Genomic DNA, 25,510 nt, shown 5'->3' on the forward strand with positions numbered 1-25,510 from the left:
TTCGAAAAACTTCTTGCTCATTGCGGCAAGAAGTTTTTTTATTGAACCATCTTTTACAAGTTGATATTTATCTGTAAAAAGCATATACTAGAACAAATGTTCCGTAACGGAGGGAAAAGGTATGGCTCTAATTCCAGTGGAGTCTTTGCAGTACTTCGAAAATATGATTTACTTGCCGATGGTCCTTATTGTTTTAGAACGGGATCGGCAAGAATTTGAAAAAGGTTCATTTAAATTAAAAAGACCGTATGTCAATCTGGTTGAGGAAGCGCTAAAAATTGCACGGGCCGAACTGAAACAAACATCGATTTATTTGCGGCGAAACAATATGAAAGTCATACGCGGAAAAACGGATGATACTTTCACTGAGTATCTCTTTTTACACGGCGGCTATGAAGAGCGCCGCCGCTATCTGAATGTTCGCCTGCGCAATCGGACCGAAGAGCTCATTACTGTTTACTTAGCCATGACAGGCACTTGATAGAAAAATGAATTAAGATTAAGACCTGGAAAGTTCTTTGTATTTTCTGATGCGTTCTTTTTCTAAAAGATTACCTAATGCAACTTGACGACATATTGTTGAAGCAGAGACATTAACCTTGATTTGTTTGCCGTTGATCAAATGGATGATACATGCGTTTTTCAATCGCTGGATATTGAGAACCGCATTTAAAGCAATCCAAACGTTATCAGGGGCACTTGGCGATAAGGTCGGAAAAAATGTGATTGGACTTCCATAGTCGAAAGCGATAACGATAGGCGGTTTATGCACTTTTTTCAAAAACTTTTTAGAACTTTCCATTGCGTTTTCTAATGAGTGACCATAATGCCGACATGAATTTCTGATACTATGTAGCGGTGTTAGCGTATAAGTGAGTTCTTTATCCATTTCGATGATCCGGTACACCTTTCCGGATTCCGTCATCATCGGTTCTAGTACGAGTGTTTTTAAAGAAACAATATACGGCGAGCTGCGACTATTCACGTGCATATTAAACAACTTCCTCTCCCATTGGTATATGCTCATATTATATAAAATAATTTAATATATCAACATATTATATGAACAATTCTAAAGATTGTTTAAAATGAGTCTTTTAACCTATCCCTTATTAAATAAATACAGGTGTATGAAGGGTTTATGTTCGATGAATTGCTATGCAGGAAAAAAGCCCACACCGCCTTTGCGGAGTGGGCTATTAGTTCTTTTGAATTACGGGAATAAATAACTAACGAAGGGAATAAATCCCATAATCAATGAAAAATTATTGTTTGGTAATCCAACGCCGCCGCACCTAAAACTTTCGCCGCTACCAGCATTGCATTTTCATCGAAGTCGAATTTTGGATGATGATGTGGAAATGTATTATCGGGTCTTGCGCCTGTAAAGAAAAATGTGCCCGGTACTTTTTCGAGGTAGTAAGCGAAATCTTCGCCGCCCATATGCGGCTCTGTTTCAATGACGTTTTCAACACCCGGAATTTTTTCTGCTACCGATTTCAAAAACTCAGTTTCATCCTCATGATTGACGACGGCAGGATAGCCGCGTTCATAAACACAGTCTATTTCACAGTCATTTGAAAGCGCAGTACCTTCAACGATACGTTTCATTTCGCGTTCCATTAAATCTCGGATTTCGGGATTGAAAGTTCGAACCGTACCTCCGATTTTTGCTGAATCTGCAATGACGTTGAACGCATTTTCAGCAACAAAAGAGCCGACAGATAAAACGGCTGATTCGGTCGGATTCACACGACGCGATACGATTTGTTGCAAGTTTGTGACGAGCTGCGCGCCGATTGCGATCGCATCTTTTGTTTGATGCGGCGCGGCACCATGTCCGCCGGCGCCTTGAACCGTAATGTCGAATTTATCGGCAGCTGCCATAGTAGGTCCTGTGCGATATTCAATCGTGCCCGCATCCGTGAGCGACCAAAGATGCGTTCCGAAGATAACATCAACACCATCGAGACAACCGTCTTCAATCATCGGTTTCGCACCGCCCGGGGCATATTCTTCGGCATGTTGATGAATAAATACATATTCACCCGCTAGTTCTTCTTGCATCTCATGAATTGCTTTCGCGAGTTGAAGAAGTGTAGCTGTGTGACCATCGTGACCGCAAGCATGCATCACGCCAGGAACAGTAGATTTATAGGGAACATCTTTTTCATCTTGAATCGGAAGCGCATCAAAGTCAGCCCGAAGTGCCACTGTTTTACCGGGTCTTCCGCCTTTAATACGCGCAACGACACCGTTACCGCCTACCCCGGATCGAACGTCAACGCCGAGATCCGCATAGAAATTAACAATATATTTAGCGGTTTTTTCCTCTTTGAACGATAATTCGGGATTCATATGTAAATATCGGCGCATAACAACCATATCCTCATATGAGTTTGTCAGTTTTTCAAATAACTTTTCTTTCACTAGTTTTCCCCCTCGAGTACGAAATAGTTTGAAAGTTAATTGTACCAATGATAGATAGTTGCTTCAATAAAAACAGAAGAACGTAAAAAAATATAGGAAGAATTTCAACTCTTCCTATACTTTATGGATTTCATTATTATTCTTCGTTGTTTTCTTTCTCCGCTTTCGTTTTATAAGTCGTAACATACGGAGCGCTTAAGAAGATATGCTGCATCTTATCCAATCCAACTTCATGTTCGATCGTTTCATGCATCTTTTTGTAAGTAGGGGAATCGAGCCAAAGGTTTAAAAATACTTTACTCGTCCACTGTGTTAAGACGATATACGTTTCTGAATTTAACGGGCGAAGCAGACGGTAAGCAACAAATCCAGCTTCCCCGGCGATATCATCTATACGACTTTGGAAGCGATGTTCGAAAATCGGCCGGCCTTCATCTGTGATAGGAATATTATTGAAAGCAAAGAATCCATCTTCTGTAAGTGTGCCGGAAGCGCTAATCACTTCATACCGCCGCGGTGTTTGAAAAACAGTTTTTCCTTCTGTTTCATGCAGGAGAACAGAATTACCCCCGCCGTGCATAACAACCATCGTTTCATTTGGATAACGTTTTCTAATGGTGTTCATAAAATCCATTGTTCCCGATGTTAAAAAAATGTTCATAATTATAACCTCCCCATACTACTTCATATTTTCCCTTATCTCAGGGTTTAAAACAATGATTGACGATTATGTGGCGAAAAATAAAGACAATTGTATGACAATGAGGACGTTCAACTATACAAAATGTCCGGAAAGCTCTACTATTTAAAGGAGTCATACTATACGAACGATAATATAAATGAAAGTGGGAATAAAATTTATGACTAAATTTAACGACACACTTTTGCGTGCAGCACGCGGAGAAAAAATTGACCATACGCCAGTATGGTATATGAGACAAGCAGGACGTTCACAGCCTGAGTATTTAAAAATTAAAGAAGAACATGGTTCGTTGGAAGATATTGTACGAAACCCGGAACTTTGCGCATACGTTACAAAACTTCCTGTCGATCAATATAACGTAGACGCAGCGATTTTATATAAAGACATTGTGACACCACTTCCAGCAATTGGAATCGATGTGAAAATCAAGGCTGGCGTTGGTCCAGTCATTAGCAATCCAGTTCGTTCAGTGCAAGACGTACATAATCTGGGTGAAATTGCACCGGAAGACGATGTACCATATGTTTTAGAAACGATTAAAATGTTAACGCAAGAACAATTGAATGTTCCGCTAATTGGATTCGCGGGCGCACCGTTTACACTTGCGAGCTATATGATTGAAGGCGGTCCATCAAGAACGTACAACTTAACGAAATCATTCATGGTGTCAGAACCAGAAGCATGGTTTGCGCTCATGGACAAACTAGCAGATATGACGATTACGTATGTGACAGCGCAAGTAAACGCTGGCGCGAAAGCAATTCAAGTATTTGATTCGTGGGTTGGCGCATTGAGCGTTTCAGACTACAGAATCTTCATTAAACCTGTTATGGAACGTATTTTCACAGAACTACGTGAACTAAATGTTCCACTCATTACATTTGGCGTAGGTGCTAGCCATCTTGCAAATGAATGGCATGACCTTCCGGTAGATGTTGTTGGCCTTGACTGGCGCTTGCCGATTAAAGAAGCGGGCGAACGCGGTCTAACAAAAACACTTCAAGGGAACTTAGATCCAACATTACTCATTGCGGATTGGAAAGTTATCGAAGAACGTGCAAAAGTGATTATCGAACAAGGGGTAGAACACGGCAACCATATCTTTAACCTTGGACACGGTGTATTCCCAGATGTGAAACCTGCAACATTGAAAAAACTAACAGAATTAGTTCACACGTACAGTGCTGAATTACGAAAAGCACGTAGCTAATTAACAAATAGAGGTGACAACATGACAAAGAAAAAAATGGGTTTATTAGTAATGGCGTACGGAACTCCGTACAAGGAAGAGGATATTGAACCGTATTACACGCATATCCGACGCGGTCGTCCGCCAGCACCAGAACAATTGGAAGATCTTCAAAACCGCTATGCGGCAATCGGCGGAATTTCTCCGCTTGCTAGAATTACCGAAGACCAAGCGAACGCGTTATGCAATCGTTTGAATGAAGTACAAGACGACATCGAGTTCAAAGTATATATCGGATTAAAACATATTACGCCATTCATCGAAGAAGCAGTCGAGCAAATGCATAATGACGGCATTAAAGAAGCGGCTTCAATCGTTCTTGCACCACATTTTTCAACGTTTTCCGTTAAATCGTACAATGGACGTGCGAAAGAAGAAGCCGAGAAATACGGCATTCAAATTACATCCGTTGAAAGCTGGTACAAAGAGCCGAAATTCATCGAATACTGGGCAGATAAAATCCGCGGAACGTATGAGAGCATGAGCGAAGAAGAACGCGAGAATGCATGTCTAATCGTTTCAGCTCACTCACTTCCTGAGAAAATTGTCGCAAACGGCGATCCGTATGTAGAACAATTACAAGAGACAGCAGACTTAATCGCTGAGGCAGCTGGAGTCGAAAATTACGAAGTCGGTTGGCAAAGTGAAGGACAAACGCCAGAGCCATGGTTAGGTCCTGATGTTCAAGATATGACACGTGATTTGCATAATGAAAAAGGATACACGACGTTTGTTTACACGCCAGTTGGATTCGTATCGGATCACCTGGAAGTTCTTTTTGACAATGACTACGAGTGCAAGGTTGTGTGTGACGAAGTCGGCGCTTCTTATTACCGTCCGGCAATGCCGAACACCAATCCGCTCTTTGTAGATGCAATGGTGGATGCTGTATTCGGGAAACTCGAAGAACAGAAATAATAGTGAAAGAACGTGATGATGGACATGAACGAACAACGTAAAAAAGTCGTCATTGTCGGTGGAGGGATTACAGGACTTTCCGCAGCTTATTATATGCAAAAAGAAGCGCGAGAAAAAGGGCTTGCACTCGATGTACTCCTCGTTGAAGCGTCGAACCGTCTTGGTGGAAAAATCCAAACAGTTCGGCGTGACGGTTTTATTATTGAGCGCGGTCCTGATTCATTCCTAATACGCAAGAAAAGTATCGGAATTTTGGCAGAAGATCTAGGCATTGAAGATGAACTCGTTAAAAATGCAACAGGGCAAGCTTATATTTACGTCAATGGGAAACTCCATCCGATTCCAGCAGGATCCGTTATGGGAATCCCTACGCAAATAGGTCCATTTTTTAAAACAGAGTTATTTTCATTGACTGGAAAACTTCGCGCTGCGGGCGATCTAATAATGCCCCGTTCCTCCAATTCTGATGATCAATCGCTTGGTAGTTTTTTCCGCAGACGGTTGGGCGGCGAGGTTGTTGAAAACTTGATTGAACCGCTTTTGTCAGGCGTTTATTCAGGGGATATCGACCAAATGAGTTTGAAATCTACTTATCCGCAGTTCTTTGAAGTGGAGAAAAAGCACAGAAGTTTAATTCTCGGAATGAAAAAATCAAGACCCCAACCAGTGCCTGCGAAAGATGGACTTCCTGCAAAGCGGGAAGGAGTCTTTCACACATTCAAAAATGGTCTTGAAACATTAGTGGAAGCAATCGAAGAAAAACTCAACCCGAATTCAGTTTTGAAAGGCGTTCGCGTCGATTCAATTAAGCGGTTGGAAAATAAAAATGTACTTCAATTGAACGATGGGCAAATCATTGAGGCAGATGCAGTTATCTTGACCACAGGGCATAAAATGGCGAGTGATTTATTCGCTCCGCATGGCTTGTTGCAAGATTTGGGCGGAATTCCGACTACATCCGTTGCGACAGTTGCGCTGGCATTTCCTGAAGAGGCTGTTGTGCAAGATGAAGAAGGTACAGGGTTTCTCGTTTCGAGAACGGGTGATTTTTCCATTACGGCATGTACGTGGACGCATCGCAAATGGCCAACGTCAACGCCAAAAGGAAAAGTGCTGATTCGTGCATTCGTGGGCCGAATAGGTGACGAGACAATTGTCGACTTGCCCGATGCTGAAATTGAAAAAATTGTGCTGTCAGATTTGAAAAGAATTATCGACATTAAAGGAAAACCGGATTTTACCGTGATTACTCGTTGGAAAAATGATCGCCCGCAATATAGGGTAGGTCATCAAGAACGAATCGAAGCCGCACGCGCTGAGATTCAGAACCAATTTCCACTCGTGAAATTAGTAGGTGCTTCTTATGATGGCGTCGGATTACCCGATTGTGTCGATCAAGGAAAAGCTGCTGTACAAGAAATAATTGAAGAGTTATTTTAATAGTAACCAAATCCACCTATTGCTTGCCTTCTCGGCTGGCAACAGGTGGATTTTTTTGTGAAGTTTCTTTTGGTACAGAAGGGGGATATAGATGAGAAAGGAGAGACGATTTTATTGAATAGAATAATCATTGGAATCATTTCCATCGTATTCTTGTTGGCGGGATGCGGCCAAGATAAGACTGATACGGAAGTAACGCCGGATGAAGACTTTCAAATTATTGCGCACCGAGGGGCATCAGCTTATGCGCCCGAAAATACGCTTGCATCTTTCAACCTCGCAAAAGAAATGAATGTCGATTACATAGAACTGGACATACATTTAACAAAAGACAATGAAATAGTCGTCATGCATGATGAAGATGTAACGAAAACGACAGAAGGAAGCGGAGACATCGGTAACTATACGCTCGACCAACTGAAAAAGTTGTCTGTGAACTACGGAAATGAGGGCAAGAAGAAACATGCAGAGACGGAGGCCTATAAAGTACCCACATTACGAGAAGTATTCGAAGAGTTTGGGAATGAAGTTAATTTCATGATTGAATTAAAAAAGTCCAAAACAAACCGTGGCATTGAAGAAAAGCTTGTCGACCTGTTGATAGAATTCGAAATGATAAACACTGCTGATCAAGACGAAAAACCAAAAGTGGTTGTCCATTCGTTTTATGAAAAAATACTAAAGCGCATGGATGAATTGAATAAGGATGTTCTATTGGTGAAATTAATTACATTCGAGGAAGATGAAACTGCGGAACTTTCAGAGGAAGAAATAGCAGAATTAGTAAATTACAGTTCCGGAGTAGGCGTCGGCTATAAGTTGCTGAATTCGAATTTCATTCAAAAAATGCATGAGGAAGGTTTGCTCGTATTTGCAGCGGATGTGCAAGAAGCAGATGTTGCACAGGACATGAAGAAAATCGGAGCGAGAGGAATTTTTACCGATCGACCTGATTTGTTGGAAAAAGAATAAATATAATTCAACAAAAAAAGCAGCTATCGGAATTTTACTAGTTCCATAGCTGCTAATTATTTTTATCTCTATAAAGCGTTACACGAATCGCATGTATTTCCGTAGCATTCATGTTGTTCAACAATTTCTTCACCGCAATTCGTACATTTTTTTGGAGGCAAGTTTTTAAAGAACTCTATAATGTTTTCAATCATCTAGTTCATCTCCTTTGCTAGTAATGGTAAAAGGGTAGTGGTCTATGTCTTTTATAATACGTTGCATTTATCGCATTTGTTCGTGTAGCAATCATGTTGCTCTGCAATATCTTCTTTACAGTTAACGCATACTTTCGCAGGTAGGTTTTTAAAAAATTCGATAACATTTACTAACATCAGCCATCAACTCCTTTCTGTACTAGCACTGAAGCTATTAATAGTAGTGTATTATAACAGTGAATCAAATGTCAATACATTTCTTTAGTTTTCAGATAAAATAGAAGTGAATCATTAGAGAAGGGGCGATTGCTATGCATTTCATTGACAATAAAGGAATTACAGATCCGCAAATTAATCTCGCGATAGAGGAGTACGTGCTTCGAACGATGGATATAAATGAAGACTCATTTCTTCTGTTCTACATCAACGAGCCATCCATCATCATTGGGAAAAATCAAAACACGATTGAAGAAATTGACACTGATTTTGTCGAAGAAAATGGCATCAAAATTGTTCGTCGTCTTTCTGGCGGCGGCGCTGTCTACCATGATTTAGGCAACTTGAATTATAGTTTCATCACGAAAGATGATGGAGAATCATTCCGTAACTTTAAAAAGTTCACCGAACCAGTCGTAGAAGCGCTAGAAAAGATGGGCGTTAAAGCAGAATTGATTGGACGCAACGATCTTCTTGTAGAAGGACGTAAGATTTCCGGAAACGCACAGTTCGCAACGCAAGGCCGTATGTTCAGCCACGGGACTTTAATGTTTGACACGGAAATCGATACGGTTGTATCTGCTTTAAAAGTTCGGAAAGATAAGATTGAATCGAAAGGCATCAAATCAATTCGAAGCCGTGTCGCAAACATATCTGAATTTCTTGAAGAACCGATGACGATTGAACAGTTCCGCCAAGAAATCTTGAATTCAATTTTCGGCGGCGAGGAAAATATTAAGTACCGCGAATTAACAGAAGAAGATTGGAAAAATATTCATGAGTTATCAAAAGAACGTTATGCGAACTGGGATTGGAACTTCGGAAAATCGCCTAAATTCAACATGCAGCACTCCCACCGTTTCCCAGTGGGAAGCATAGATGTAAGACTTCAAGTGAATAAAGGAATCATTAAAGACGTAGTCATTTTCGGAGACTTTTTCGGCGTAGGAGAAGTCGGCGTCATTACTGAAAAATTAAAAGGCATTCAATACAACCGCGAATCAATCAGCGAAGCGGTTTCTGATCTGGATATTTCTACATATCTTGGCGGAATAACGAGAGAAGAGTTTTTACAGCTGATTTATTGATGACTGAATATAAGTGTTAAAGATAGTTCTCTTTGAAATACGCTACGGCTGATGGGTGCCTCCCGCGATAAGCCCGGTAGGCGATCACTACCTCAAGATAACCTGTTTAATTTCAGCAAAGTGCGCAGAAATTAAACAAACCGAACCCTTCGCTGGTTTGTCTTGGTAGGTCGTTGACGTTTCTATTATCGGAGAATGTTTGTAAATAACTTTCCCTATATAGTAAAAGTAGTTGATTGGAGTGGAGGGCAGCGACTCCCGCGGAATCAGCGAGACAGCCAAGACCCTGCAGGAGCGTAGCGACGAAGCGGCTTGGCGCTCGCCCGCAGGAAAGCGCTGCCCGCAACGGAAATCAACGCATTGTATGAAAGAAGTACCCTAATACTGGATTTTTCATATATTCCCAAATAAGTACAGAAGGTTTTCCCTTCTGTACTTTTCTTTTCATCTCTTTATAAGCTCACTTTTCTGTTCCTTTAATTATATTACACATGTTAAATCCATATTATAGGTGAAAGCGAAGCAGGCATTCATCGCTTATCTAGGTTATAATAAGAATACTGCTGAAAGGAGAATGAACCCATGGAGAAACACCGTATATTCATCGTTGAAGACGACCGTAAAATTGCCCAGCTACTCGCAGAAACACTGCGCAAGTATCAATATGACGTAGCTATTATCGACGACTTTGACCGCGTAACGGAAGAATGCCTCGCATTTGATCCGCATCTAATCCTTCTCGACATAAATTTACCTTCATACGACGGTTATTATTGGTGCCGTCAATTACGCACGCACACCACATGCCCAATCATATTTATATCCGCACGTTCAGGCGACATGGACCAAGTCTTCGCCCTAGAAAACGGCGGTGACGACTTTATCACAAAGCCATTTCACTATGAAATTGTCCTCGCAAAAATCAGAAGTCACTTGCGCAGATCGTTTGGCGAATACGCGTCGGGGCAATCCGAACGAACCATCAAGCTCGGCGCACTCAATTTATATATCGAACGAATGGAGCTTCATGTCGGCGATGAAATTGTTCCACTGCAAAAAAAAGAATGCGTCATATTAGAACTATTGCTAGAAGCCTCCCCGAAAGTGATTTCACGCGAAATCCTGCTCGAGGAACTATGGGACGATCAATCATTCGTCGATGAAAATACGCTCAACGTCAATATGACAAGAGTTCGGAAAAAACTCGCGGATTACAACGTCCAGTCGACCATAGAAACTGTGCGGGGAGCTGGGTACCGCTTCATTCCAGCGCAGGAAGAGCTATGACAGCAATCCGCCTTTTTTTGAAAGACCATTTATCGTTTATCATTTTTCAAGTTGCACTCATATTATTTCTTCTTTTATTATTTTGGTTAGACGGCTTTAGAAATTATGACACAGCAATCTATTCGATAATTATTAGTCTATTACTGACATTCGGTTATCTAAGTGGAAAATATGTCATTCGGCGATTCTTTTATAAAGCAATCGTCTTGACGCCGGAAAAGATGGAAGATGCGTTACTTCGCCACACACAAGGTCCGGAGCATATTCGAACCGCGGCTTATACACGGGCTTTATATAAGATTTATCAAGATGAAGTGCAATCGCTATATTCAGCTCAAAGTCGGCAAACTGAATTTATGAACCATTGGGTGCATCAAATGAAAACACCGATATCCGTTATTAATCTTTTATTGGAAGAAGAGGAAATCGACCGTGATAGCATAAAGGAAGAAATTGAACGCTTACATTTCGGTCTTGATACTGTGCTCGTCAATGCTAGACTGGAAACATTTGAACGAGACATGACGATTGAACGCGTGAACTTAAAACAACTCGTTCAAGAAGTGGTCACTGAACATAAAAGATTATTGATTACGAACGGGGTTTTTCCCTTGGTTTCTATCGATGAAAACTTTGTGGTGATTACGGATCGTAAATGGATTAAAATTGTCGTCGGGCAATTTATAACAAATGCTGTGAAATATACATTTGAAAAAAACAAGAAATTATTTTTGACAGCAGAAAATATGGGAGAAAAGATTTCTCTTTTGATTCGCGATGAAGGTGTCGGAATTCCTGCATCGGACTTAAATCGTGTCACACAGGCATTTTTCACAGGAGAGAATGGGAGACTGACAGGCGAATCGACCGGAATGGGATTGTATATCGCGTCAGAGGTTTGCCATAAACTTGGACACCCGATGAAAATCGAATCTGAATTGGGCGCGGGGACAACCGTATCCTTAATATTTGAGAACGTTGAAGTGAAGGAGGAATCGCGCAGTGAAACCAATCGTGACATTGAAGGAAGTAACGAAGATTTATGAAGGGAAAGTGATGCACCGAGCATTAAATCAACTGAGTTTTGAAGCGTTAGAAGGGGAATTTGTCGCCGTCATGGGACCGTCCGGAAGTGGAAAGACAACACTGCTGAACTTGATTTCTTCAATTGATTTGCCGACATATGGCCGTGTTTTAATCGATAATATTGAACCTGAAAAGTTATCGGAAAACAATTTGGCGCTTTTTCGAAGAAGCAATCTTGGCTTTGTATTCCAAGAAATTAACCTGTTAAATATGTTGACGGTCGAGGAAAATATTGTTTTGCCATTAACCTTGGATGGATTTTCAGTTGAAGAAATGGAAAAACGCGTATCGTTGTTATCAAATCGGCTGGGATTGACCGAAATTCTTGATAAAAGGCCCGATGAACTCTCAGGCGGTCAAGCACAACGAACAGCGATCGGACGAGCCCTTGTACATAAACCGAAGATTATTTTGGCGGATGAACCAACTGGAAATCTCGATTCGGCTTCTGCGAAAGAAGTTCTTGAATTATTAAGCGAGGTAAATCAAATAGAAGGAACAACAATCATTATGGTGACTCATGATCCAATCGCGGCTAGTTATTGTGATCGAGTGGTATTCATCAAAGATGGCGAATTCTTCAATGAAATCTATAAAGATGAGCGCAGACAAACTTTTTTTCAACGGATTTTAAACGTGCTATCGCTTTTGGGAGGGCACTCGAATGACCTTTCGTCAGTTCGCTTACCGTAATGTAGTTCGAAATCGTCGTATTTATGCCGCTTTTTTTATGGCAAGTGTTTTTTCAGTAATGGTGTTTTTTCTATATTCGATGTTGTTATTTCATCCGACGATTGAAGATCGTTTTATCCAGGAAATCGCGATTATGGGGATGGGCATTGCAGAAATTGTATTGTTTGTCTTTACGGCATTCTTTTTATTTTATTCCATGCGCGCTTTTCTGCAAGCGCGCTCCAAAGAGTTTGGAATCCTTCTTCATCTTGGGATGGAAAAACGGCAAATCAATCGACTGATTTTTATTGAAACGCTATTAATCGGCATTACGTCGATTGGAATCGGTATTATTTTAGGATTCACTTTTTCAAAGTTCTTTTTCATGATTGTGAAAGAAATCGTATTATTGCCTGCGTTGCCGCTCTATTTATCCTGGAAACCATTTGTGCTTACGATTGGCGCTTTTTTAAGTTTATTTATTCTTATCTCATTTATCGCACCGGTATTTATCAAATCGGGAAAAATTGCAGATCTTATCCGCGGTGACGGAAACGAAAAAGAACTCCATGCCTATTCTAAGGTTAAAGGTTATATCGGTATTATTTTTCTAGTCGTATCTTATGTAATGGCTGCATCGACCTCGAACTCGATTGTTCTTGTGCTTCTTTATTTCTTGCCGCCACTTGCCACGATTGGCACATTTTACTTTTTCACGGATTCGGTTCCGATGTTTTTACATAAGCTAAGAAGTTCTCGAAGATTTTATTGGCGAAATTTCCGTTTACTGTCGATTTCAGAGGGAATCGTACGGTTGCGCGAAAACGCACGCATGTTTTTCATAGTGACGATTGTTTCAACCGTCGCATTTATGTCAGTCGGAACGTTGGCATCGCTAGCTTCTTTCGCTTCTCAATACCGTGCAATGAATCCGCTTGGTCTAGTTTATATAAGTTATGAAGGAAACGAGCTTGAAGAAGAACATACGAGTATGCTAAACAGAGAACTCGATGAACGGACGATTCAATTTGCCCGTAAAAAAATACCTGTATTGGAGCAGCGTTCATCTTATACGGGAAGTTCAGTCGATATAATTAGTGTCTCGCATATAAATGACCTAGCGAATACGTTTGATCATTTGTCAATCCAACTTAATAAGGGACAGGCACTATTTTTACCACCATCTCCGTCTTCATATGATAGCTTAAATAGTCGAACTGTAGAAACTACGCTTCAGGATAGTGATATCGCAATTAAGATTGACGGCGCATACCCGTATCAATTATTTCCATCGTATTCGATTTCTACTAATGCTATTATTTTGAATGACGAAGACTTTTCAACTGTTTATGCGAAAGGAACAATTTATGAAGCACCGTCGTTTACGTACTATGCATATTACATTCCTGATTGGCAAAAAACAAAAGACATTGGCCTTTCTATAAATGACACGATAAATGATACCTTCATTACTGGAGCGGCTAGTTCACTGCAGTATTCTTTCGATAACCCGGGACTTAATTATTCGATAATCCGTACAACATTTTCACTTCTTCTATTCATCGGGCTATTATTAGCAGCTGTATTTCTACTGGCAGCAGGAAGTTTCATCTATTTCCGATTGTATACGCGGCTTGAACAAGACAAAAAACAATTTGATGTGTTAAAGCGATTAGGCTTAACGGATAGGGAATTCAAAAAGATCGTCAACCGGCAACTAATCCCGCAATTTTTCTTTCCATGGGGAGTGGCTATGCTGCATAGTTCATTCGCATTTTTATCCCTACAAGTAGTCTGGGATGCACTTGCAGAAATTTCAATCGTGAAGGAATTAGTTTTGGTATTAATCGGTTTTACTATTTTGCAAATCGGTTATTTCTATTTAATTCGTTGGCGTTATCTTGCTCATATTAAAGCACCGGGATAAGTTCTCGGTGCCTTTATTTCTAATACAGGATTGTATTATTTTAACTATTCTTATATAATGATAATTGTATAGTTTCTGAATGAATGCTCATTCGGGCGGAAAAGGGGATGCGAGAAAATGAATCTAGTTTCACGAGTTCACGAAACAGCGACGACACAACCGGAAAAGATTGCTTATCATTTCATGGGGCAAGATACGTCTTATGCGGAATTTGATGTGTCAGTTTCAAAATTTGCTTCAGCACTTCAAGACTTGGGAATTGAAAAAGGGGATCATGTAGCATTTTTACTTGGAAACACACCACATTTCCTAATTTCGCTTTATGCGACAATGCGAATTGGGGCAACGGCAATTCCGGTGAATCCGATTTATACGCCGGATGAAATTTCTTATATCATCCAAAATAGCGATGCGAAAGCAGTGATTGCGCTAGACCAGCTATTGCCGCTTGTCGAACAAGCAGCCGAGGCATTTCCAACAGTAGAGCATTATATTATTTGCGAGACAGACCCATCGACACCGGAAAAAATTGCCGCATTGCCGGTTAACGTAAAAAGTAAAGTGCGTTCTTTCACACAACTCATCGGGATAGGAAAAACTGATGTAGACCCAGTTCATGTTGATGAAAATGAAACCGCTATCATTTTATATACGTCTGGAACGACAGGAAGACCGAAGGGGGCCATGTTGACGCATAAAAATATTTATTCAAATGCGCGTGATGTGGCGGACTATCTCGGATTTTCCGAAAATGACCGCGTTATCGCGACATTACCTGTGTTCCATGTTTTTGCGCTCACTGTCGTTGTCAATGCACCGCTCTTAAGAGGCGCAACGATATTACTGATCCCGCGATTTAGCCCAGGGGATGTATTCAAAATTGCAAGGGAAAAAGAAGCCACGGTATTTGCCGGGGTTCCAACGATGTACAATTTCTTGTATCAATTTCCCGAAGGCAAAAAAGAAGACTTCGAATCCATTCGGCTGTCTATTTCAGGCGGGTCTTCATTGCCGGTTGCACTCCTTCATAACTTTGAAGAAAAATTTGATGTAAGAGTTTCGGAAGGGTACGGCTTGTCTGAATCATCACCGGTCACATGTTTCAATCCATCGGACCGTGAACGAATACCTGGATCGATTGGAACGAATATTACCAATGTCGTTAATAAAGTCGTCGACGAGCTTGGCAATGAAGTGCCGGACGGAGAAGTCGGCGAACTAATCGTACGCGGACCGAACGTCATGAAAGGCTACTACAAAATGCCGGAAGAAACAGCGGCGGCACTACGTGATGGCTGGCTTTATACGGGCGATTTGGCACGGCGCGACGAAGATGGTTATTTCTATATCGTCGACCGCAAAAAAGACTTGGTTATTGTCGGGGGCTATAACGTTTATCCTCGCGAAGTTGAAGAAGTATTATTTGAACATAGAGATGTAGTCGAAGCCGCGGTCATAGGGGTCCCGGATCCCGATTTCGGCGAAGAAGTCCACGCATTTGTCGTTTTGAAGGACGGCGTGAAAGAAGACGTGGAGTCACTTAAAAGCTATTGCAGAAAGAGACTGGCAAAATACAAAGTGCCAAAGCATATCGAGCTTTTGGAAGAATTACCGAAAAACACAACCGGAAAAATATTAAGACGTACCTTGAAAAATCACGTCACAATCTAATTAGTAAACCCCTTTCCATATCGGAAAGGGGTTTTTGTTTGCAAACATTTTAAAACAAAAATTTGTTCCAATTCATTGATTTCCGGCCAGTTCGCTTTTGATTATAAGAGGTTTGTCTTCTTCTACCTGTTAGTCTTTGGTTATTGAAATTGCGTCGATTTCTACTTGTGTGCTTTGGGTTACGCGAAGTGCGACGGATTCTACTTGTGCGCCGAATGTTACGTGAAGTACGTTTTTTTCGACTCGTACGTTGCTGGTTTTCACTAATTTCCGGACACCATGGACGACTGATTCCTGAACGCCTTACTTTACTTGTACTCCATACATTTCTTGAAGTCTGTCGCACTTTGTTCGTGGTCCATAGATTTTTTGAAGTTCCTTGAACTCTGCTTGTGCGCTTAATATTTCTTGAAGTTCCTCGAACTCTACTTGTGCGACGAATATTTTTTGAAGTCCCTCGCACCCTGCTTGTACCCTGTATATTTCTTGAAGTGCGTTTAACTCTCCGTTCGTTACTGAATGGATCTTGGTGCATAAAATCTCCTAATCCAGATCTATTAACACTTTCAACCGCTTTTCTAATATGATCTATAGAAAAACCTGACATATCCATACCTCCATACTTTTTTGAATTAGGACAATAAGTGGACGAAAATTCCACCCCCGTCCTATTAAGGTACGTAACTATTCGCTCGGTGTCGGAGACAAATGCATACTTTTATTAAATAAATAATAACTATCATGTAGAGACAAGAAATGTTTTTAGGCAATAGCTATACAATAAAACAAAGGGAGTGGGAATAGCGTGGTGATACCCGAATATAAACTTTTCATTCATCCGATAGATGTTAATGAACTTAGAAAAGATATTTGGCGTGATGATCCGGTTTCAGCAAAATTAACGATTAACCAAAAAAAGTTGGATGTCGATATCGCTTATCGTGGTTCTCATATTCGGGATTTCAAGAAAAAATCTTATCACCTTTCTTTCTACAAACCGATAACATTTAGAAAGGCAAAAGAAATTCATCTTAACGCGGAATATAAAGATCCATCATTACTAAGAAATAAATTGTCATTTGATTTTTTTAATGATATTGGCTGTTTATCGCCTAAATCACAGTTTGTATTTTTAAAACTTAACGGTAAAAATGAAGGGATTTATTTAGAAATAGAGTCAGTAGATGAATATTTCCTATCGAATCGGCAATTGCCAAAAGGGTCGATATTTTATGCGGTTGACGGGGATGCTAATTTTTCATTGATGAGCGACCTCGATAAAGACGTCAAGAAATCCCTTGAATTTGGTTATGAATTCAAATTTGGGACAGAAGAAGATGAGTACCATTTACAAGAAATGATATTGAATATTAATACGTTTTCTCTTAATGAATTTGAAAATGAAATCGTTAACTATGTAAATGTTGATAAATACTTTCGTTGGCTCGCTGGCGTTATTTTCACGCAAAACTTTGATGGATTTGTTCATAACTATGCATTGTATCGAAACGCGACAACAGGGTTAGTCGAAGTCATCCCGTGGGATTACGACGCGACATGGGGAAGAGACGTGAATGGAAAAGTTATGCGAGAAGATTATTTGCGCATTCAAGGCTTTAATACGCTGACTGCTAGGTTGTTGAATGTAACAAGATTTCGCCTTCAATACAAAAAAATGTTGGAAGATATTTTAACTAGCAAATTCAATGTGGATTATATGAAACCTAAAATACAAGATTTATATGATTTAATCAGACCCTATATTCTAAAAGATCCATATGAGATGGACAATGTCCACGAATTCGATCAAGAACCAGATTATATATGCAATTATATTAAAGCGCGTGGAGAATATATAAGAAAGCAGTTATATACACTTGATTAACTGGGCAATACACTGATAAGTTGGTAGAATAGACTGATATATACTACTTAACTGTTTTTTATTCAAGAAATAAAGGGAAATTGTTCCGAGTGTCGAAATAAGTAGGTATCGAAAGAATTAGGGGGAATCAGTGTTGGGTAAACGAAATTTAAAAGTGAATGACTTATTCAAATTAACATCTGTAACAAATCCACAAGTTTCGCCGGATGGTAAAGAGGCGGTATTTATTCAGACGCATATTGACGAAGAAGAAAATAAATATGTCTCGAATTTATTTCACATAGATTTGGAGTTAAGTGCAGTAACTCAGTGGACGCACGGTCAAGAAAGAGTCTCTTCACCTTCTTGGTCATCTGACGGGAAGCAAATTGCTTTTTTGTCGAACCGTGAAGAGAAGAATCAAGTCTACATCTTGTCTGCTAGAGGTGGAGAAGCTAAGAAGCTGACAGCATTTGAAAATGGCGTGACAAGTTTTCTTTGGTCGCCGTGCGGAAAAAAAGTATGGGTCAATGCGATCGTAAAAGAAGGCAAGACCTTCACGGATAAAGAAGAAAAAGATGAAAAGAAAAAGCCGGAACCATATCGCGTGACAAAAATGAAATATCAAATGGACGGCATCGGACTACTCCCCGGGGATGCATATCGCCAAATTGGTGTTGTGGATATTGAGTCGGGTGAAGTCACTCAGTTCACAGAAGGAAATCATCAATACGCGCTTCAAGCGATTTCACATGACGGGAAGAAACTTGTAATGGGCGTAAATCGCAATGAAAATCAAGACTTTGAATTCCGTCAGCCATTATACATAGTTGATGTCGAATCAAAAGAAGAAACAGTGTTAGTTGATGAAAATGGTTATTTCCACGGTGCAGCATTTGCACATGATGATCGCTATATTGCTTATACAGGTTCCGATAATACTTTCAAAAACGCGACGCATGCCAAATTATATGTCTATGACATTGAAGATGGAAGCACAGTTTGCTTGACTGAAAGCATTGATGCGCCGGTTGGGGATTATGCGGTTGCGGATCACCAGCAAGGGGCAAGCGCACCCGCGGCAGTCTGGACGAAAGACAATCAGTTGTATTTCCAATTGACGACAATGGGCGATGTACGACTCTATTTCGCCTCGCTTGATGGTGCGGTGTATCCAGCATCCCCTGAAAATGAACATATTTACGGCTATGACGTATCGACTGACGGCGAGTTTGCACTTGTAACGGTCAGCGACTCAGTAAATCCTGGCGAATTGTATAAACAAACAATCGCGACGGGGGAACGTGTCGCGTTAACTTCTGTGAACGAATCATATTTGGAAGAAGTTGAACTTGTAGAACCGGAAGCGAATGTCTATAAAGGGGCAAAAGATTGGGATGTACATGGTTGGCTGATGAAACCGACGGGCTTCGAAGAAGGACAAAAATATCCATTGATCGTTGAAATTCACGGAGGCCCGGCTGCGATGTATGCAAATTCATTTTTCCATGAAATGCAAGTGTTAGCGGCTCAAGGATACGGAGTATTATACGTAAATCCTCGTGGAAGTCATGGCTACAGTCAGGAGTTTGTTGATGCAGTTCGCGGTGATTACGGCGGCGGTGACTATGAAGACATCATGGCTGGACTCGAATTCGTTCTCAGCGAAAACGACTGGATTGATACCGACCGACTTGGTGTGACCGGTGGAAGTTACGGCGGTTTCATGACGAACTGGATTGTCGGACACACGAATAAGTTTAAAGCGGCTGTTACACAACGCTCAATCTCAAACTGGATTAGTTTCTATGGAGTATCTGATATCGGGTATTACTTTAATGACTGGCAGCATGGTGCCGATATGAATGATGTGGAAAAACTATGGGATATCTCCCCATTGAAATACGCGAAGAATGTTGAAACCCCGTTGTTGATTTTGCATAGTGAAAAAGATTTCCGTTGCCCGATCGAACAAGCCGAGCAGTTATACATTACGTTGAAAAGCATGGGGAAAGAAACAGAATTTGTTCGTTTCCCGGACGCAGATCATAACTTATCACGTACAGGGACTCCGAACTTGCGCATAGCAAGATTAGACGAAATTACGGATTGGTTCGCAAAATATCTATAAGTATCAAAAAGAGGAGAGGGGATTACCCCCTCTCCTTTTGCTTGTCCACCCAAGAAATATATTGGGCTTAAAAACATTAATCGCTCATTAACACTGTCTTACAATCAGCGGCTGAACACGTCTGTTCAGATTACGCCGCTCCATATCCATTGCCATTTCTAAGGTCGATACCTAGCTCGATTTTTTCAACGACTCGTTTTTCGATACAACAGATTTGGTCTAGTACTCTTGCAACAGCATTATTAATCTCAGCTAATTGGGCAGGACTTGCTGTATCAATCGCAGCTCTAATTTTGTCTCCCTCTGCGAAAAGAATGTCTGCAAGTGCGAATTCCGTGAATACAGCGGAAAAGATAACTAATCCACCCAAGAAATCGTCTCCATTGTCACCATTTAAACTCATTAAATTTTGCATTTGTGCAAATGCTTGTTTTTGGTCCATTAATATCACCTCCTATCTGGTCTTTCTACTTGTCCGAACATACTTACTATATGTGATTTGATTCATAGGACTTGTACTAATAACCCTATTTGAAAAATACTATAAAAATTAAGTGAATAGTCACTTTGCAAATGTGCGAGAGTTTGCTATATTAACAGTGAGTACTCACTCATTATCGGGAAGGGGTAAGATAAATGCAAGAGGCAGAGGAATGCATTTCTATTAATCACGTATCAAGAAGTTTTGGTAAGCAGCAAGTACTTGAAGACATTAACTTGAAAATTTTTGAAGGAGAAATTTTTGGATTACTCGGACCATCGGGGGCTGGTAAAACTACTCTAGTAAAACAATTGACCGGCTTAGACCTCCCAACATCAGGTGAAGTCTATTTATTTCAAAAGAAAATGCCTACTTTACAATTAATTAACAGCATTGGATACATGGCGCAGTCTGATGCATTGTACGAAGACCTCACCGCAAAAGAGAACTTGCTATTCTTCTCGGAACTATATGGTTTAAAAGGGAAGAAGCAGACGCGCAGAATTTTAGAAGTGATGGATCTCGTTCGACTATCAGATGATCTAACGAAATTGGTTTCCAATTATTCTGGCGGCATGAAAAGAAGACTGTCATTAGCCATTGCCATGCTTCATGAACCTTCGATTTTAATTCTCGATGAACCAACTGTTGGAATCGATCCTGTGTTAAGGCAAAGCATTTGGGAAGCTTTTGATACATTAAAACAAAACGGAATTACGATTATTGTCACCACCCATGTTATGGACGAAGCCGAAAAATGTGACCGGCTCGGAATGATTCGCGATGGCCGCCTGATCGCGGTTGGCACAACCGAAGAATTAAAAGAACAGACAAATTCAAAAACGATTGAAGAAGCCTTTCTCGTTTATGGAGGTGCATAATATGAGAATTATCGCCTTAACAAAAAGGATATTACGGCAAATTGTTCGCGATAAACGGACAATGGGATTACTCATCGTTGCACCGATTTTCGTCCTAACGATGCTTCACTTCGTGTTTGGCAATGAAGAGTATACGCCGAAAATTGGATTTGTGGATGTACCTGACATGATTGTCCAACAAATGGATGTAGACGATGCCAAAATAACCACTTTCACTGATGAAAAAACAGCGAAAGATGATTTAGCTGCACGAACGATTGACGGCTATTTAGTATTCGAAGGGAATAAGCCGACAATTGTTCTTGAGGGAAGTGATCCGAGTGTTTCCGGTGCGACGATGAAATGGCTTCAAAATGCAATGCCGTCAGATCAAGGACATGATAATGAGCAAGTGATGGAAATCGAATATTTCCACGGCTCAAGTGATATGGGTATGTTCGATTATTTCGGTCCGGTTCTGGTCGGATTTTTCGTCTTTTTCTTTGTTTTTTTAATTGCTGGCGTTTCGTTTTTACGGGAACGTACAACAGGCACGTTGGAAAGATTGCTTGCTAGTCCGCTTCGCCGCTGGGAAATTGTCATCGGCTATGTAATGGGATTCGGACTATTTACAATGATTGAATCGACGATTATTGTCGCTTATGCAATATATGTTCTCGGAATGGTCATGGAGGGCGATTTTGGTTATGTGTTACTCATTACATTACTTCTTGCCTTAACAGCGCTGACGCTCGGTATCTTACTGTCATCTTTTGCGAATAATGAACTGCAAATGATGCAATTTATTCCCATAATCGTGATTCCGCAAGTGTTCTTTTCAGGATTATTTAATTTAGAGACAATATCTGATTGGTTAAGTTGGATTGGTTATATCACACCGCTTTACTATGCTGCCGAAGCGTTACGAAATGTGATGGTTAGAGGATATGGTTGGGAAGCCATCTATTTGGACCTGGCATTCTTAGTCGGTTTTTCTCTACTCTTTATCAGCATCAACATCGTTGCACTTCGTAAGTACAGAAAAATATAAAGGGAGAACATCATGGAAGACAACAATATGTTAGATGAAATACTACAAACTGAAGCTGGATTAACGGAAAGACAAAAAAAGATAATTGTAGCGGCAACAGAAATATTTGCAGAAAAAGGATTTGCCGCGACCTCTACTAGGGAAATTGCGCAACAAGCGGGAGTTGCTGAAGGGACAATTTTCAGGCATTATCGAACAAAAAAAGATTTATTATTATCGATTGTGACGCCAACAATGATTCGCTTGATGGCTCCCCTCATAATTAAGGATATTAACAAGGTTTTGAATGATGACTATGAAAAATTCGAAGACTTTTTGCGTGCAATGATTGAAAACCGGGATAGGTTTTTAAAGAAAAACATGCAAACGATAAAGATATTTGTTCAAGAAATTCCATTCCATCCGGAACTAAAAGAACAGTTTATCAAGCATGTCGCGAATAAAGTACTTGCACGCTTACAAGAAATTGTTAAGCATTACCAAACAAACGGTCAACTCATCAATTTGCCGACCACGACAATTATTCGTCTAATAGGGTCTTCAATTATTGGAGCATTCACAGCTAAGTATGTAATTGGAGATCAAGGGGAATGGAACGACGATGTGGAAATGGAACATACGATTCAGTTTTTGTTGAAGGGGCTCACTCCATAAAGTAATGAAAAGCGGTCACTTCAAGAGGTTATGAAGTGACCGCTTTTATTACTTATTAAACGGTCGCGTAAAGGAAGTCGGCGTTTTAGATTCGAATCGCATTGATTCACCGGTTGTTGGATGTTTCAATTCAATGGCATTTGCATGAAGCCCGAGTCGGCCGATTGTATTATTACGGGAACCGTATTTTTTATCGCCGACAACAGGATGACCTATGTCTTGCATATGAACACGGATTTGATTTTTTCGTCCTGTATCCAAATTCACTTGCAGCAACGAGAAATTCCTGTTGGACTGCAGTACTTTGTAATGGGTGATGGCTTTTTTCCCATCATTCGGTCTTGGACTTGAGTAAACCATGAACATTTTATTTTCAGTTAACCAAGAAGTAACTGTCCCATCTTTTTTCACAGCGCCTTCAACGAGCGCGATATAAGCGCGTTCACGAACAGATTCTTGCCATGAATTTTGAAGAGTTTGTTGAGCTTCTTTATTTTTTGCAAACACCATGACCCCAGAAGTGTCTCGATCTAACCGATGAACAACAAAAATACGGTTTTTCGGACTAACACTCCGAACATATTCTGTGAGCTGGCGATATGCAGTGAGATGTTTTTCATCTTCAGATGCAATCGACAACAAGCCTGGTTCTTTTTCGATAACAATCAAATCATTATCTTCATGCAAAATCGTAACACCAGTCATTTTCACTTCATTAGTAGCCACGCGTGCATGAATTTGAACCTGGTCTCCGGGATTTAAAGGGTCATTAAATTGAGTCGACACTTTGCCGTTCACCAAAACTTGTCCACGGGCTAAAATGCCTTTAACCGAATTTCGACTTCGATTCGACAAGACTTCATACAAGTACTTCAATAGTTCAGTCTGTTCTTTAACAATCCATTCGTCATTTCTATTCATATATATAACATCCTTTTATTTTTTGATAAAACCACTCAAGAGCCTACTCGTGTATAACAAATGGTATAGTGCTTGAAGGAATAATACAAATCATCAATACAACAATATATTATGCTATAATTTACCTATAAAATCGTTTGCTAAGGGGGAAAAGAATGGACTTATCACAACTAAGTATTTTTGCAATTATACTAGCTGTCATCGCCAATATGATCATCGGCGCTTTATGGTATTCACCGGTACTATTTGCGAACATATGGATGAAAAGCCTTGGGAAAAGCATGGAAGAACTTCAATCATCTAATGCAAATATCGGTTACGGGCTCACGACGCTTGCTGGCATCATTTCTGCCATCGTTTTATCACTATTTATATCGATGCTAGATTCGGTGACCATCGGCGGGGGTGCGTTAATTGGATTTTTAGCTGGTGTAGGAATAGCGAGCGCGCGCGAATTATCGCCAACCTTTTTTGAAGGAAGAAAGTACACGCTGTTTTTGATAAGTGCGGGCTATCATACCGTTTCACTTACCGTAATGGGAATTATTATTGCATTTTTTGTAAAGTAAGGGAAAGGGGAATCAAACCCCTTTCCCTTATTTCATTTTCCTTCAAATTGAGGTTTTCGTTTTTCACTAAATGCAGCTAATGCTTCTAATCGATCTTCAGTTGGAATTGTAATTTCATAGGCTTTCCGTTCAATCGCAAGACCAGTATGTAAGTCTGCATTCATTCCTTGCTTGATCGCGAATTTTGCTTGTTGCAAGGCGATTGGTCCATTCGCCAACATCGACTCCGCGAATTCCGTAGTTTCTTTTATTAGGTTTTCCGGTGAAGAAACTTTCGTGACCATTCCATAATCCAAAGCTTCCGCCGATTTCAGTCGACGGGCTGTTAAAATAAGTTCTAACGCTTTCGTTTCCCCGATTAATCTCGGAAGACGTTGCGTGCCGCCAGCTCCCGGAATAATAGCTAAACTGGTTTCTGTTAATCCCATCAAGGTGTCATCAGATGCAATACGGAAATCGCAAGCGAGTGCAAGTTCCATACCGCCGCCAAACGCATAACCGTTCATCATGGCAATTGTCGGTTGCGGCAATGAGGCTACCGATGAAAAAACTTCGCCGATTTTAAAGACATTTCGTTTAACTTGTATGTCAGTTAACGTTTTTCTTTCTTTCAAGTCAGCGCCGACACTAAAAGCACGGTCCCCAGATCCCGTAAAAATAACGACGCGAATATCCGGATTTATGCGGATTGCTTCGGTGATTTGACCTAATTCTACCAACATGTCATAATTAAATGCATTCATTGCTTCCGGTCGGTTTAATGTGACGTAAGCAAGATTCCCTTTTTGTTCATAACGAATAAGTTCCATTTGTAAATCCCCCTTTTATTGTCATTTTCCTTATGTAAAACATACCATGTTTCTATTATTTCTACCATAACGATTGTATATAAGATTCCTTCACAGCCAAGAAAGAGAGTGATTTCCTTGGCTACCTCTGTTGATTTTGACGTTCAAAGTTTTCTGATGGGTCGTATATGGCTTCGCGACCACATTCCGTTTAATTCAAAAATTATTGATGCGCAGATCGCAAATGGATTTGTTAAAACTATTTCTGGCATTAATAAAAGGAATTCCCTTTTTAATAAGACTCAATTCCAATGTAATCGTTGTGAAAACAATACCCA

The 25,510-nt window shown here is 40.4% G+C and carries 26 protein-coding genes and 1 pseudogene; 17 read left to right on the forward strand and 10 right to left on the reverse strand.

Features of this window, described 5'->3' with window-relative positions; genetic code table 11:
* Positions 1–121 precede the first annotated feature (121 nt).
* Positions 122–481, forward strand: coding sequence for a YhjD family protein (locus tag JSQ81_RS17795; protein WP_212605334.1), 360 nt, complete (start codon positions 122–124; stop codon positions 479–481).
* A gap of 18 nt (positions 482–499) precedes the next feature.
* On the opposite strand, the gene JSQ81_RS17800 is transcribed toward JSQ81_RS17795, so the two are convergent.
* The 3 genes from JSQ81_RS17800 to JSQ81_RS17810 all read right to left on the reverse strand — a co-directional run bounded on the left by JSQ81_RS17800 (position 500) and on the right by JSQ81_RS17810 (position 3,091).
* Positions 500–991, reverse strand: a complete 492-nt coding sequence (locus JSQ81_RS17800; RefSeq protein WP_212605335.1) for a competence protein ComK — start codon at positions 989–991, stop codon at positions 500–502.
* 263 nt (positions 992–1,254) lie between these two features.
* On the reverse strand, positions 1,255–2,430 hold the full coding sequence (locus tag JSQ81_RS17805; protein ID WP_305849468.1) for a M20 metallopeptidase family protein: 1,176 nt from the start codon (positions 2,428–2,430) through the stop codon (positions 1,255–1,257).
* A gap of 136 nt (positions 2,431–2,566) precedes the next feature.
* Positions 2,567–3,091, reverse strand: coding sequence for an antibiotic biosynthesis monooxygenase family protein (locus JSQ81_RS17810; protein WP_212605336.1), 525 nt, complete (start codon positions 3,089–3,091; stop codon positions 2,567–2,569).
* A 199-nt stretch (positions 3,092–3,290) separates the two neighbouring features.
* On the opposite strand from JSQ81_RS17810, the gene hemE reads away from it, so the two are divergent.
* The 4 genes from hemE to JSQ81_RS17830 are packed head-to-tail and all read left to right on the forward strand — an operon-like array spanning position 3,291 to position 7,712.
* The gene (gene hemE, locus JSQ81_RS17815; RefSeq protein WP_212605337.1) at positions 3,291–4,343 is read left to right on the forward strand and encodes a uroporphyrinogen decarboxylase; all 1,053 of its coding nucleotides are present in this window, start codon (positions 3,291–3,293) and stop codon (positions 4,341–4,343) included.
* 21 nt (positions 4,344–4,364) lie between these two features.
* Positions 4,365–5,300, forward strand: coding sequence for a ferrochelatase (gene hemH / locus JSQ81_RS17820; RefSeq protein WP_212605338.1), 936 nt, complete (start codon positions 4,365–4,367; stop codon positions 5,298–5,300).
* A 24-nt stretch (positions 5,301–5,324) separates the two neighbouring features.
* Positions 5,325–6,740 (forward strand): protoporphyrinogen oxidase, encoded by a 1,416-nt coding sequence (hemY, locus tag JSQ81_RS17825; RefSeq protein WP_212605339.1) that lies wholly within the window; start codon positions 5,325–5,327, stop codon positions 6,738–6,740.
* Positions 6,741–6,797: 57 nt separating this feature from the next.
* Complete coding sequence (locus JSQ81_RS17830) at positions 6,798–7,712, forward strand: glycerophosphodiester phosphodiesterase (protein ID WP_212605340.1); 915 nt, start codon at positions 6,798–6,800, stop codon at positions 7,710–7,712.
* Positions 7,713–7,780: 68 nt separating this feature from the next.
* Here the strand turns inward: JSQ81_RS17830 and yhfH (JSQ81_RS17835) are convergent, their stop codons facing one another.
* Both yhfH (JSQ81_RS17835) and yhfH (JSQ81_RS17840) read right to left on the reverse strand, forming a co-directional pair.
* Positions 7,781–7,906, reverse strand: coding sequence for a protein YhfH (gene yhfH / locus JSQ81_RS17835; RefSeq protein WP_210469696.1), 126 nt, complete (start codon positions 7,904–7,906; stop codon positions 7,781–7,783).
* Between the two features lie 51 nt (positions 7,907–7,957).
* Entirely contained in the window at positions 7,958–8,083 is a 126-nt protein-coding gene (gene yhfH, locus JSQ81_RS17840) for a protein YhfH (RefSeq protein ID WP_212605341.1), read from the reverse strand.
* A 134-nt stretch (positions 8,084–8,217) separates the two neighbouring features.
* Between yhfH (JSQ81_RS17840) and JSQ81_RS17845 the strand changes: the two genes are divergently transcribed.
* The 6 genes from JSQ81_RS17845 to JSQ81_RS17870 all read left to right on the forward strand — a co-directional run bounded on the left by JSQ81_RS17845 (position 8,218) and on the right by JSQ81_RS17870 (position 15,853).
* Complete coding sequence (locus JSQ81_RS17845) at positions 8,218–9,210, forward strand: lipoate--protein ligase (protein ID WP_212605342.1); 993 nt, start codon at positions 8,218–8,220, stop codon at positions 9,208–9,210.
* Between the two features lie 582 nt (positions 9,211–9,792).
* On the forward strand, positions 9,793–10,497 hold the full coding sequence (locus tag JSQ81_RS17850) for a response regulator transcription factor (protein ID WP_212605343.1): 705 nt from the start codon (positions 9,793–9,795) through the stop codon (positions 10,495–10,497).
* A complete protein-coding gene (locus tag JSQ81_RS17855) occupies positions 10,494–11,543 on the forward strand; it encodes a sensor histidine kinase (RefSeq protein WP_212605344.1) in 1,050 nt (349 codons plus the stop codon). The genes JSQ81_RS17850 and JSQ81_RS17855 overlap by 4 nt, the downstream gene beginning before the upstream one ends.
* 10 nt (positions 11,544–11,553) lie before the next feature.
* Positions 11,554–12,276 (forward strand): ABC transporter ATP-binding protein, encoded by a 723-nt coding sequence (locus tag JSQ81_RS17860; RefSeq protein ID WP_212607726.1) that lies wholly within the window; start codon positions 11,554–11,556, stop codon positions 12,274–12,276.
* Positions 12,248–14,182, forward strand: coding sequence for an ABC transporter permease (locus tag JSQ81_RS17865; protein WP_212605345.1), 1,935 nt, complete (start codon positions 12,248–12,250; stop codon positions 14,180–14,182). Before JSQ81_RS17860 ends, JSQ81_RS17865 begins: the two co-directional genes overlap by 29 nt.
* A 117-nt stretch (positions 14,183–14,299) precedes the next feature.
* Positions 14,300–15,853, forward strand: a complete 1,554-nt coding sequence (locus JSQ81_RS17870) for a fatty acid--CoA ligase family protein (protein WP_212605346.1) — start codon at positions 14,300–14,302, stop codon at positions 15,851–15,853.
* Between the two features lie 129 nt (positions 15,854–15,982).
* Here the strand turns inward: JSQ81_RS17870 and JSQ81_RS20125 are convergent, their stop codons facing one another.
* Together JSQ81_RS20125 and JSQ81_RS20260 are read right to left on the reverse strand one after the other, a co-directional pair.
* Positions 15,983–16,117 carry a hypothetical protein gene (locus tag JSQ81_RS20125; protein WP_256437718.1) on the reverse strand — a complete coding sequence of 45 codons (135 nt, stop codon included), beginning with the start codon at positions 16,115–16,117 and terminating at the stop codon, positions 15,983–15,985.
* 265 nt (positions 16,118–16,382) lie between these two features.
* Positions 16,383–16,466, reverse strand: a pseudogene (locus tag JSQ81_RS20260) (CotG/ExsB N-terminal domain-containing protein); the annotation flags it as partial.
* A 192-nt stretch (positions 16,467–16,658) separates the two neighbouring features.
* On the opposite strand from JSQ81_RS20260, the gene JSQ81_RS17875 reads away from it, so the two are divergent.
* Both JSQ81_RS17875 and JSQ81_RS17880 read left to right on the forward strand, forming a co-directional pair.
* Entirely contained in the window at positions 16,659–17,738 is a 1,080-nt protein-coding gene (locus JSQ81_RS17875; protein WP_305849469.1) for a CotH kinase family protein, read from the forward strand.
* A gap of 133 nt (positions 17,739–17,871) precedes the next feature.
* A complete protein-coding gene (locus tag JSQ81_RS17880; protein WP_212605347.1) occupies positions 17,872–19,848 on the forward strand; it encodes a S9 family peptidase in 1,977 nt (658 codons plus the stop codon).
* 130 nt (positions 19,849–19,978) lie between these two features.
* On the opposite strand, the gene JSQ81_RS17885 is transcribed toward JSQ81_RS17880, so the two are convergent.
* Positions 19,979–20,290, reverse strand: coding sequence for an alpha-helical endospore appendage domain-containing protein (locus JSQ81_RS17885; RefSeq protein WP_212605348.1), 312 nt, complete (start codon positions 20,288–20,290; stop codon positions 19,979–19,981).
* Positions 20,291–20,484: 194 nt separating this feature from the next.
* Here JSQ81_RS17885 and JSQ81_RS17890 point away from each other — a divergent pair, with 194 nt between their 5' ends.
* From JSQ81_RS17890 to JSQ81_RS17900, 3 genes are read left to right on the forward strand one after another with little or no spacing between them, the layout of a single operon-like run.
* Positions 20,485–21,210, forward strand: coding sequence for an ABC transporter ATP-binding protein (locus JSQ81_RS17890; protein ID WP_212605349.1), 726 nt, complete (start codon positions 20,485–20,487; stop codon positions 21,208–21,210).
* A gap of 1 nt (position 21,211) precedes the next feature.
* The gene (locus tag JSQ81_RS17895) at positions 21,212–22,240 is read left to right on the forward strand and encodes an ABC transporter permease (protein WP_212605350.1); all 1,029 of its coding nucleotides are present in this window, start codon (positions 21,212–21,214) and stop codon (positions 22,238–22,240) included.
* A 12-nt stretch (positions 22,241–22,252) separates the two neighbouring features.
* Positions 22,253–22,894, forward strand: a complete 642-nt coding sequence (locus JSQ81_RS17900) for a TetR/AcrR family transcriptional regulator (protein ID WP_371812451.1) — start codon at positions 22,253–22,255, stop codon at positions 22,892–22,894.
* A 48-nt stretch (positions 22,895–22,942) separates the two neighbouring features.
* Here the strand turns inward: JSQ81_RS17900 and JSQ81_RS17905 are convergent, their stop codons facing one another.
* Complete coding sequence (locus JSQ81_RS17905) at positions 22,943–23,815, reverse strand: RluA family pseudouridine synthase (RefSeq protein ID WP_212605351.1); 873 nt, start codon at positions 23,813–23,815, stop codon at positions 22,943–22,945.
* A gap of 155 nt (positions 23,816–23,970) precedes the next feature.
* On the opposite strand from JSQ81_RS17905, the gene JSQ81_RS17910 reads away from it, so the two are divergent.
* On the forward strand, positions 23,971–24,384 hold the full coding sequence (locus tag JSQ81_RS17910) for a DUF1761 domain-containing protein (RefSeq protein WP_212605352.1): 414 nt from the start codon (positions 23,971–23,973) through the stop codon (positions 24,382–24,384).
* A 32-nt stretch (positions 24,385–24,416) separates the two neighbouring features.
* On the opposite strand, the gene JSQ81_RS17915 is transcribed toward JSQ81_RS17910, so the two are convergent.
* Positions 24,417–25,193: an enoyl-CoA hydratase-related protein gene (locus tag JSQ81_RS17915; RefSeq protein ID WP_212605353.1), complete on the reverse strand. Its 777-nt coding sequence runs from the start codon at positions 25,191–25,193 to the stop codon at positions 24,417–24,419.
* Positions 25,194–25,510 lie beyond the last annotated feature (317 nt).

The sequence above is a fragment of the Sporosarcina sp. Marseille-Q4063 genome, from assembly GCF_018309085.1.
Lineage (GTDB): Bacteria > Bacillota > Bacilli > Bacillales_A > Planococcaceae > Sporosarcina.

Coding starts and splice junctions, on each gene's coding strand:
- JSQ81_RS17795 (WP_212605334.1), top strand. CDS start 122: ATGGCTCTAATTCCAGTGGAGTCTTTGCAGTACTTCGAAAATATGATT.
- JSQ81_RS17800 (WP_212605335.1), bottom strand. CDS start 991: ATGCACGTGAATAGTCGCAGCTCGCCGTATATTGTTTCTTTAAAAACA.
- JSQ81_RS17810 (WP_212605336.1), bottom strand. CDS start 3,091: ATGAACATTTTTTTAACATCGGGAACAATGGATTTTATGAACACCATT.
- hemE (WP_212605337.1), top strand. CDS start 3,291: ATGACTAAATTTAACGACACACTTTTGCGTGCAGCACGCGGAGAAAAA.
- hemH (WP_212605338.1), top strand. CDS start 4,365: ATGACAAAGAAAAAAATGGGTTTATTAGTAATGGCGTACGGAACTCCG.
- hemY (WP_212605339.1), top strand. CDS start 5,325: ATGAACGAACAACGTAAAAAAGTCGTCATTGTCGGTGGAGGGATTACA.
- yhfH (WP_210469696.1), bottom strand. CDS start 7,906: ATGATTGAAAACATTATAGAGTTCTTTAAAAACTTGCCTCCAAAAAAA.
- yhfH (WP_212605341.1), bottom strand. CDS start 8,083: ATGTTAGTAAATGTTATCGAATTTTTTAAAAACCTACCTGCGAAAGTA.
- JSQ81_RS17845 (WP_212605342.1), top strand. CDS start 8,218: ATGCATTTCATTGACAATAAAGGAATTACAGATCCGCAAATTAATCTC.
- JSQ81_RS17850 (WP_212605343.1), top strand. CDS start 9,793: ATGGAGAAACACCGTATATTCATCGTTGAAGACGACCGTAAAATTGCC.
- JSQ81_RS17855 (WP_212605344.1), top strand. CDS start 10,494: ATGACAGCAATCCGCCTTTTTTTGAAAGACCATTTATCGTTTATCATT.
- JSQ81_RS17860 (WP_212607726.1), top strand. CDS start 11,554: ATGCACCGAGCATTAAATCAACTGAGTTTTGAAGCGTTAGAAGGGGAA.
- JSQ81_RS17865 (WP_212605345.1), top strand. CDS start 12,248: ATGACCTTTCGTCAGTTCGCTTACCGTAATGTAGTTCGAAATCGTCGT.
- JSQ81_RS17870 (WP_212605346.1), top strand. CDS start 14,300: ATGAATCTAGTTTCACGAGTTCACGAAACAGCGACGACACAACCGGAA.
- JSQ81_RS17885 (WP_212605348.1), bottom strand. CDS start 20,290: ATGGACCAAAAACAAGCATTTGCACAAATGCAAAATTTAATGAGTTTA.
- JSQ81_RS17890 (WP_212605349.1), top strand. CDS start 20,485: ATGCAAGAGGCAGAGGAATGCATTTCTATTAATCACGTATCAAGAAGT.
- JSQ81_RS17895 (WP_212605350.1), top strand. CDS start 21,212: ATGAGAATTATCGCCTTAACAAAAAGGATATTACGGCAAATTGTTCGC.
- JSQ81_RS17900 (WP_371812451.1), top strand. CDS start 22,253: ATGGAAGACAACAATATGTTAGATGAAATACTACAAACTGAAGCTGGA.
- JSQ81_RS17905 (WP_212605351.1), bottom strand. CDS start 23,815: ATGAATAGAAATGACGAATGGATTGTTAAAGAACAGACTGAACTATTG.
- JSQ81_RS17910 (WP_212605352.1), top strand. CDS start 23,971: ATGGACTTATCACAACTAAGTATTTTTGCAATTATACTAGCTGTCATC.
- JSQ81_RS17915 (WP_212605353.1), bottom strand. CDS start 25,193: ATGGAACTTATTCGTTATGAACAAAAAGGGAATCTTGCTTACGTCACA.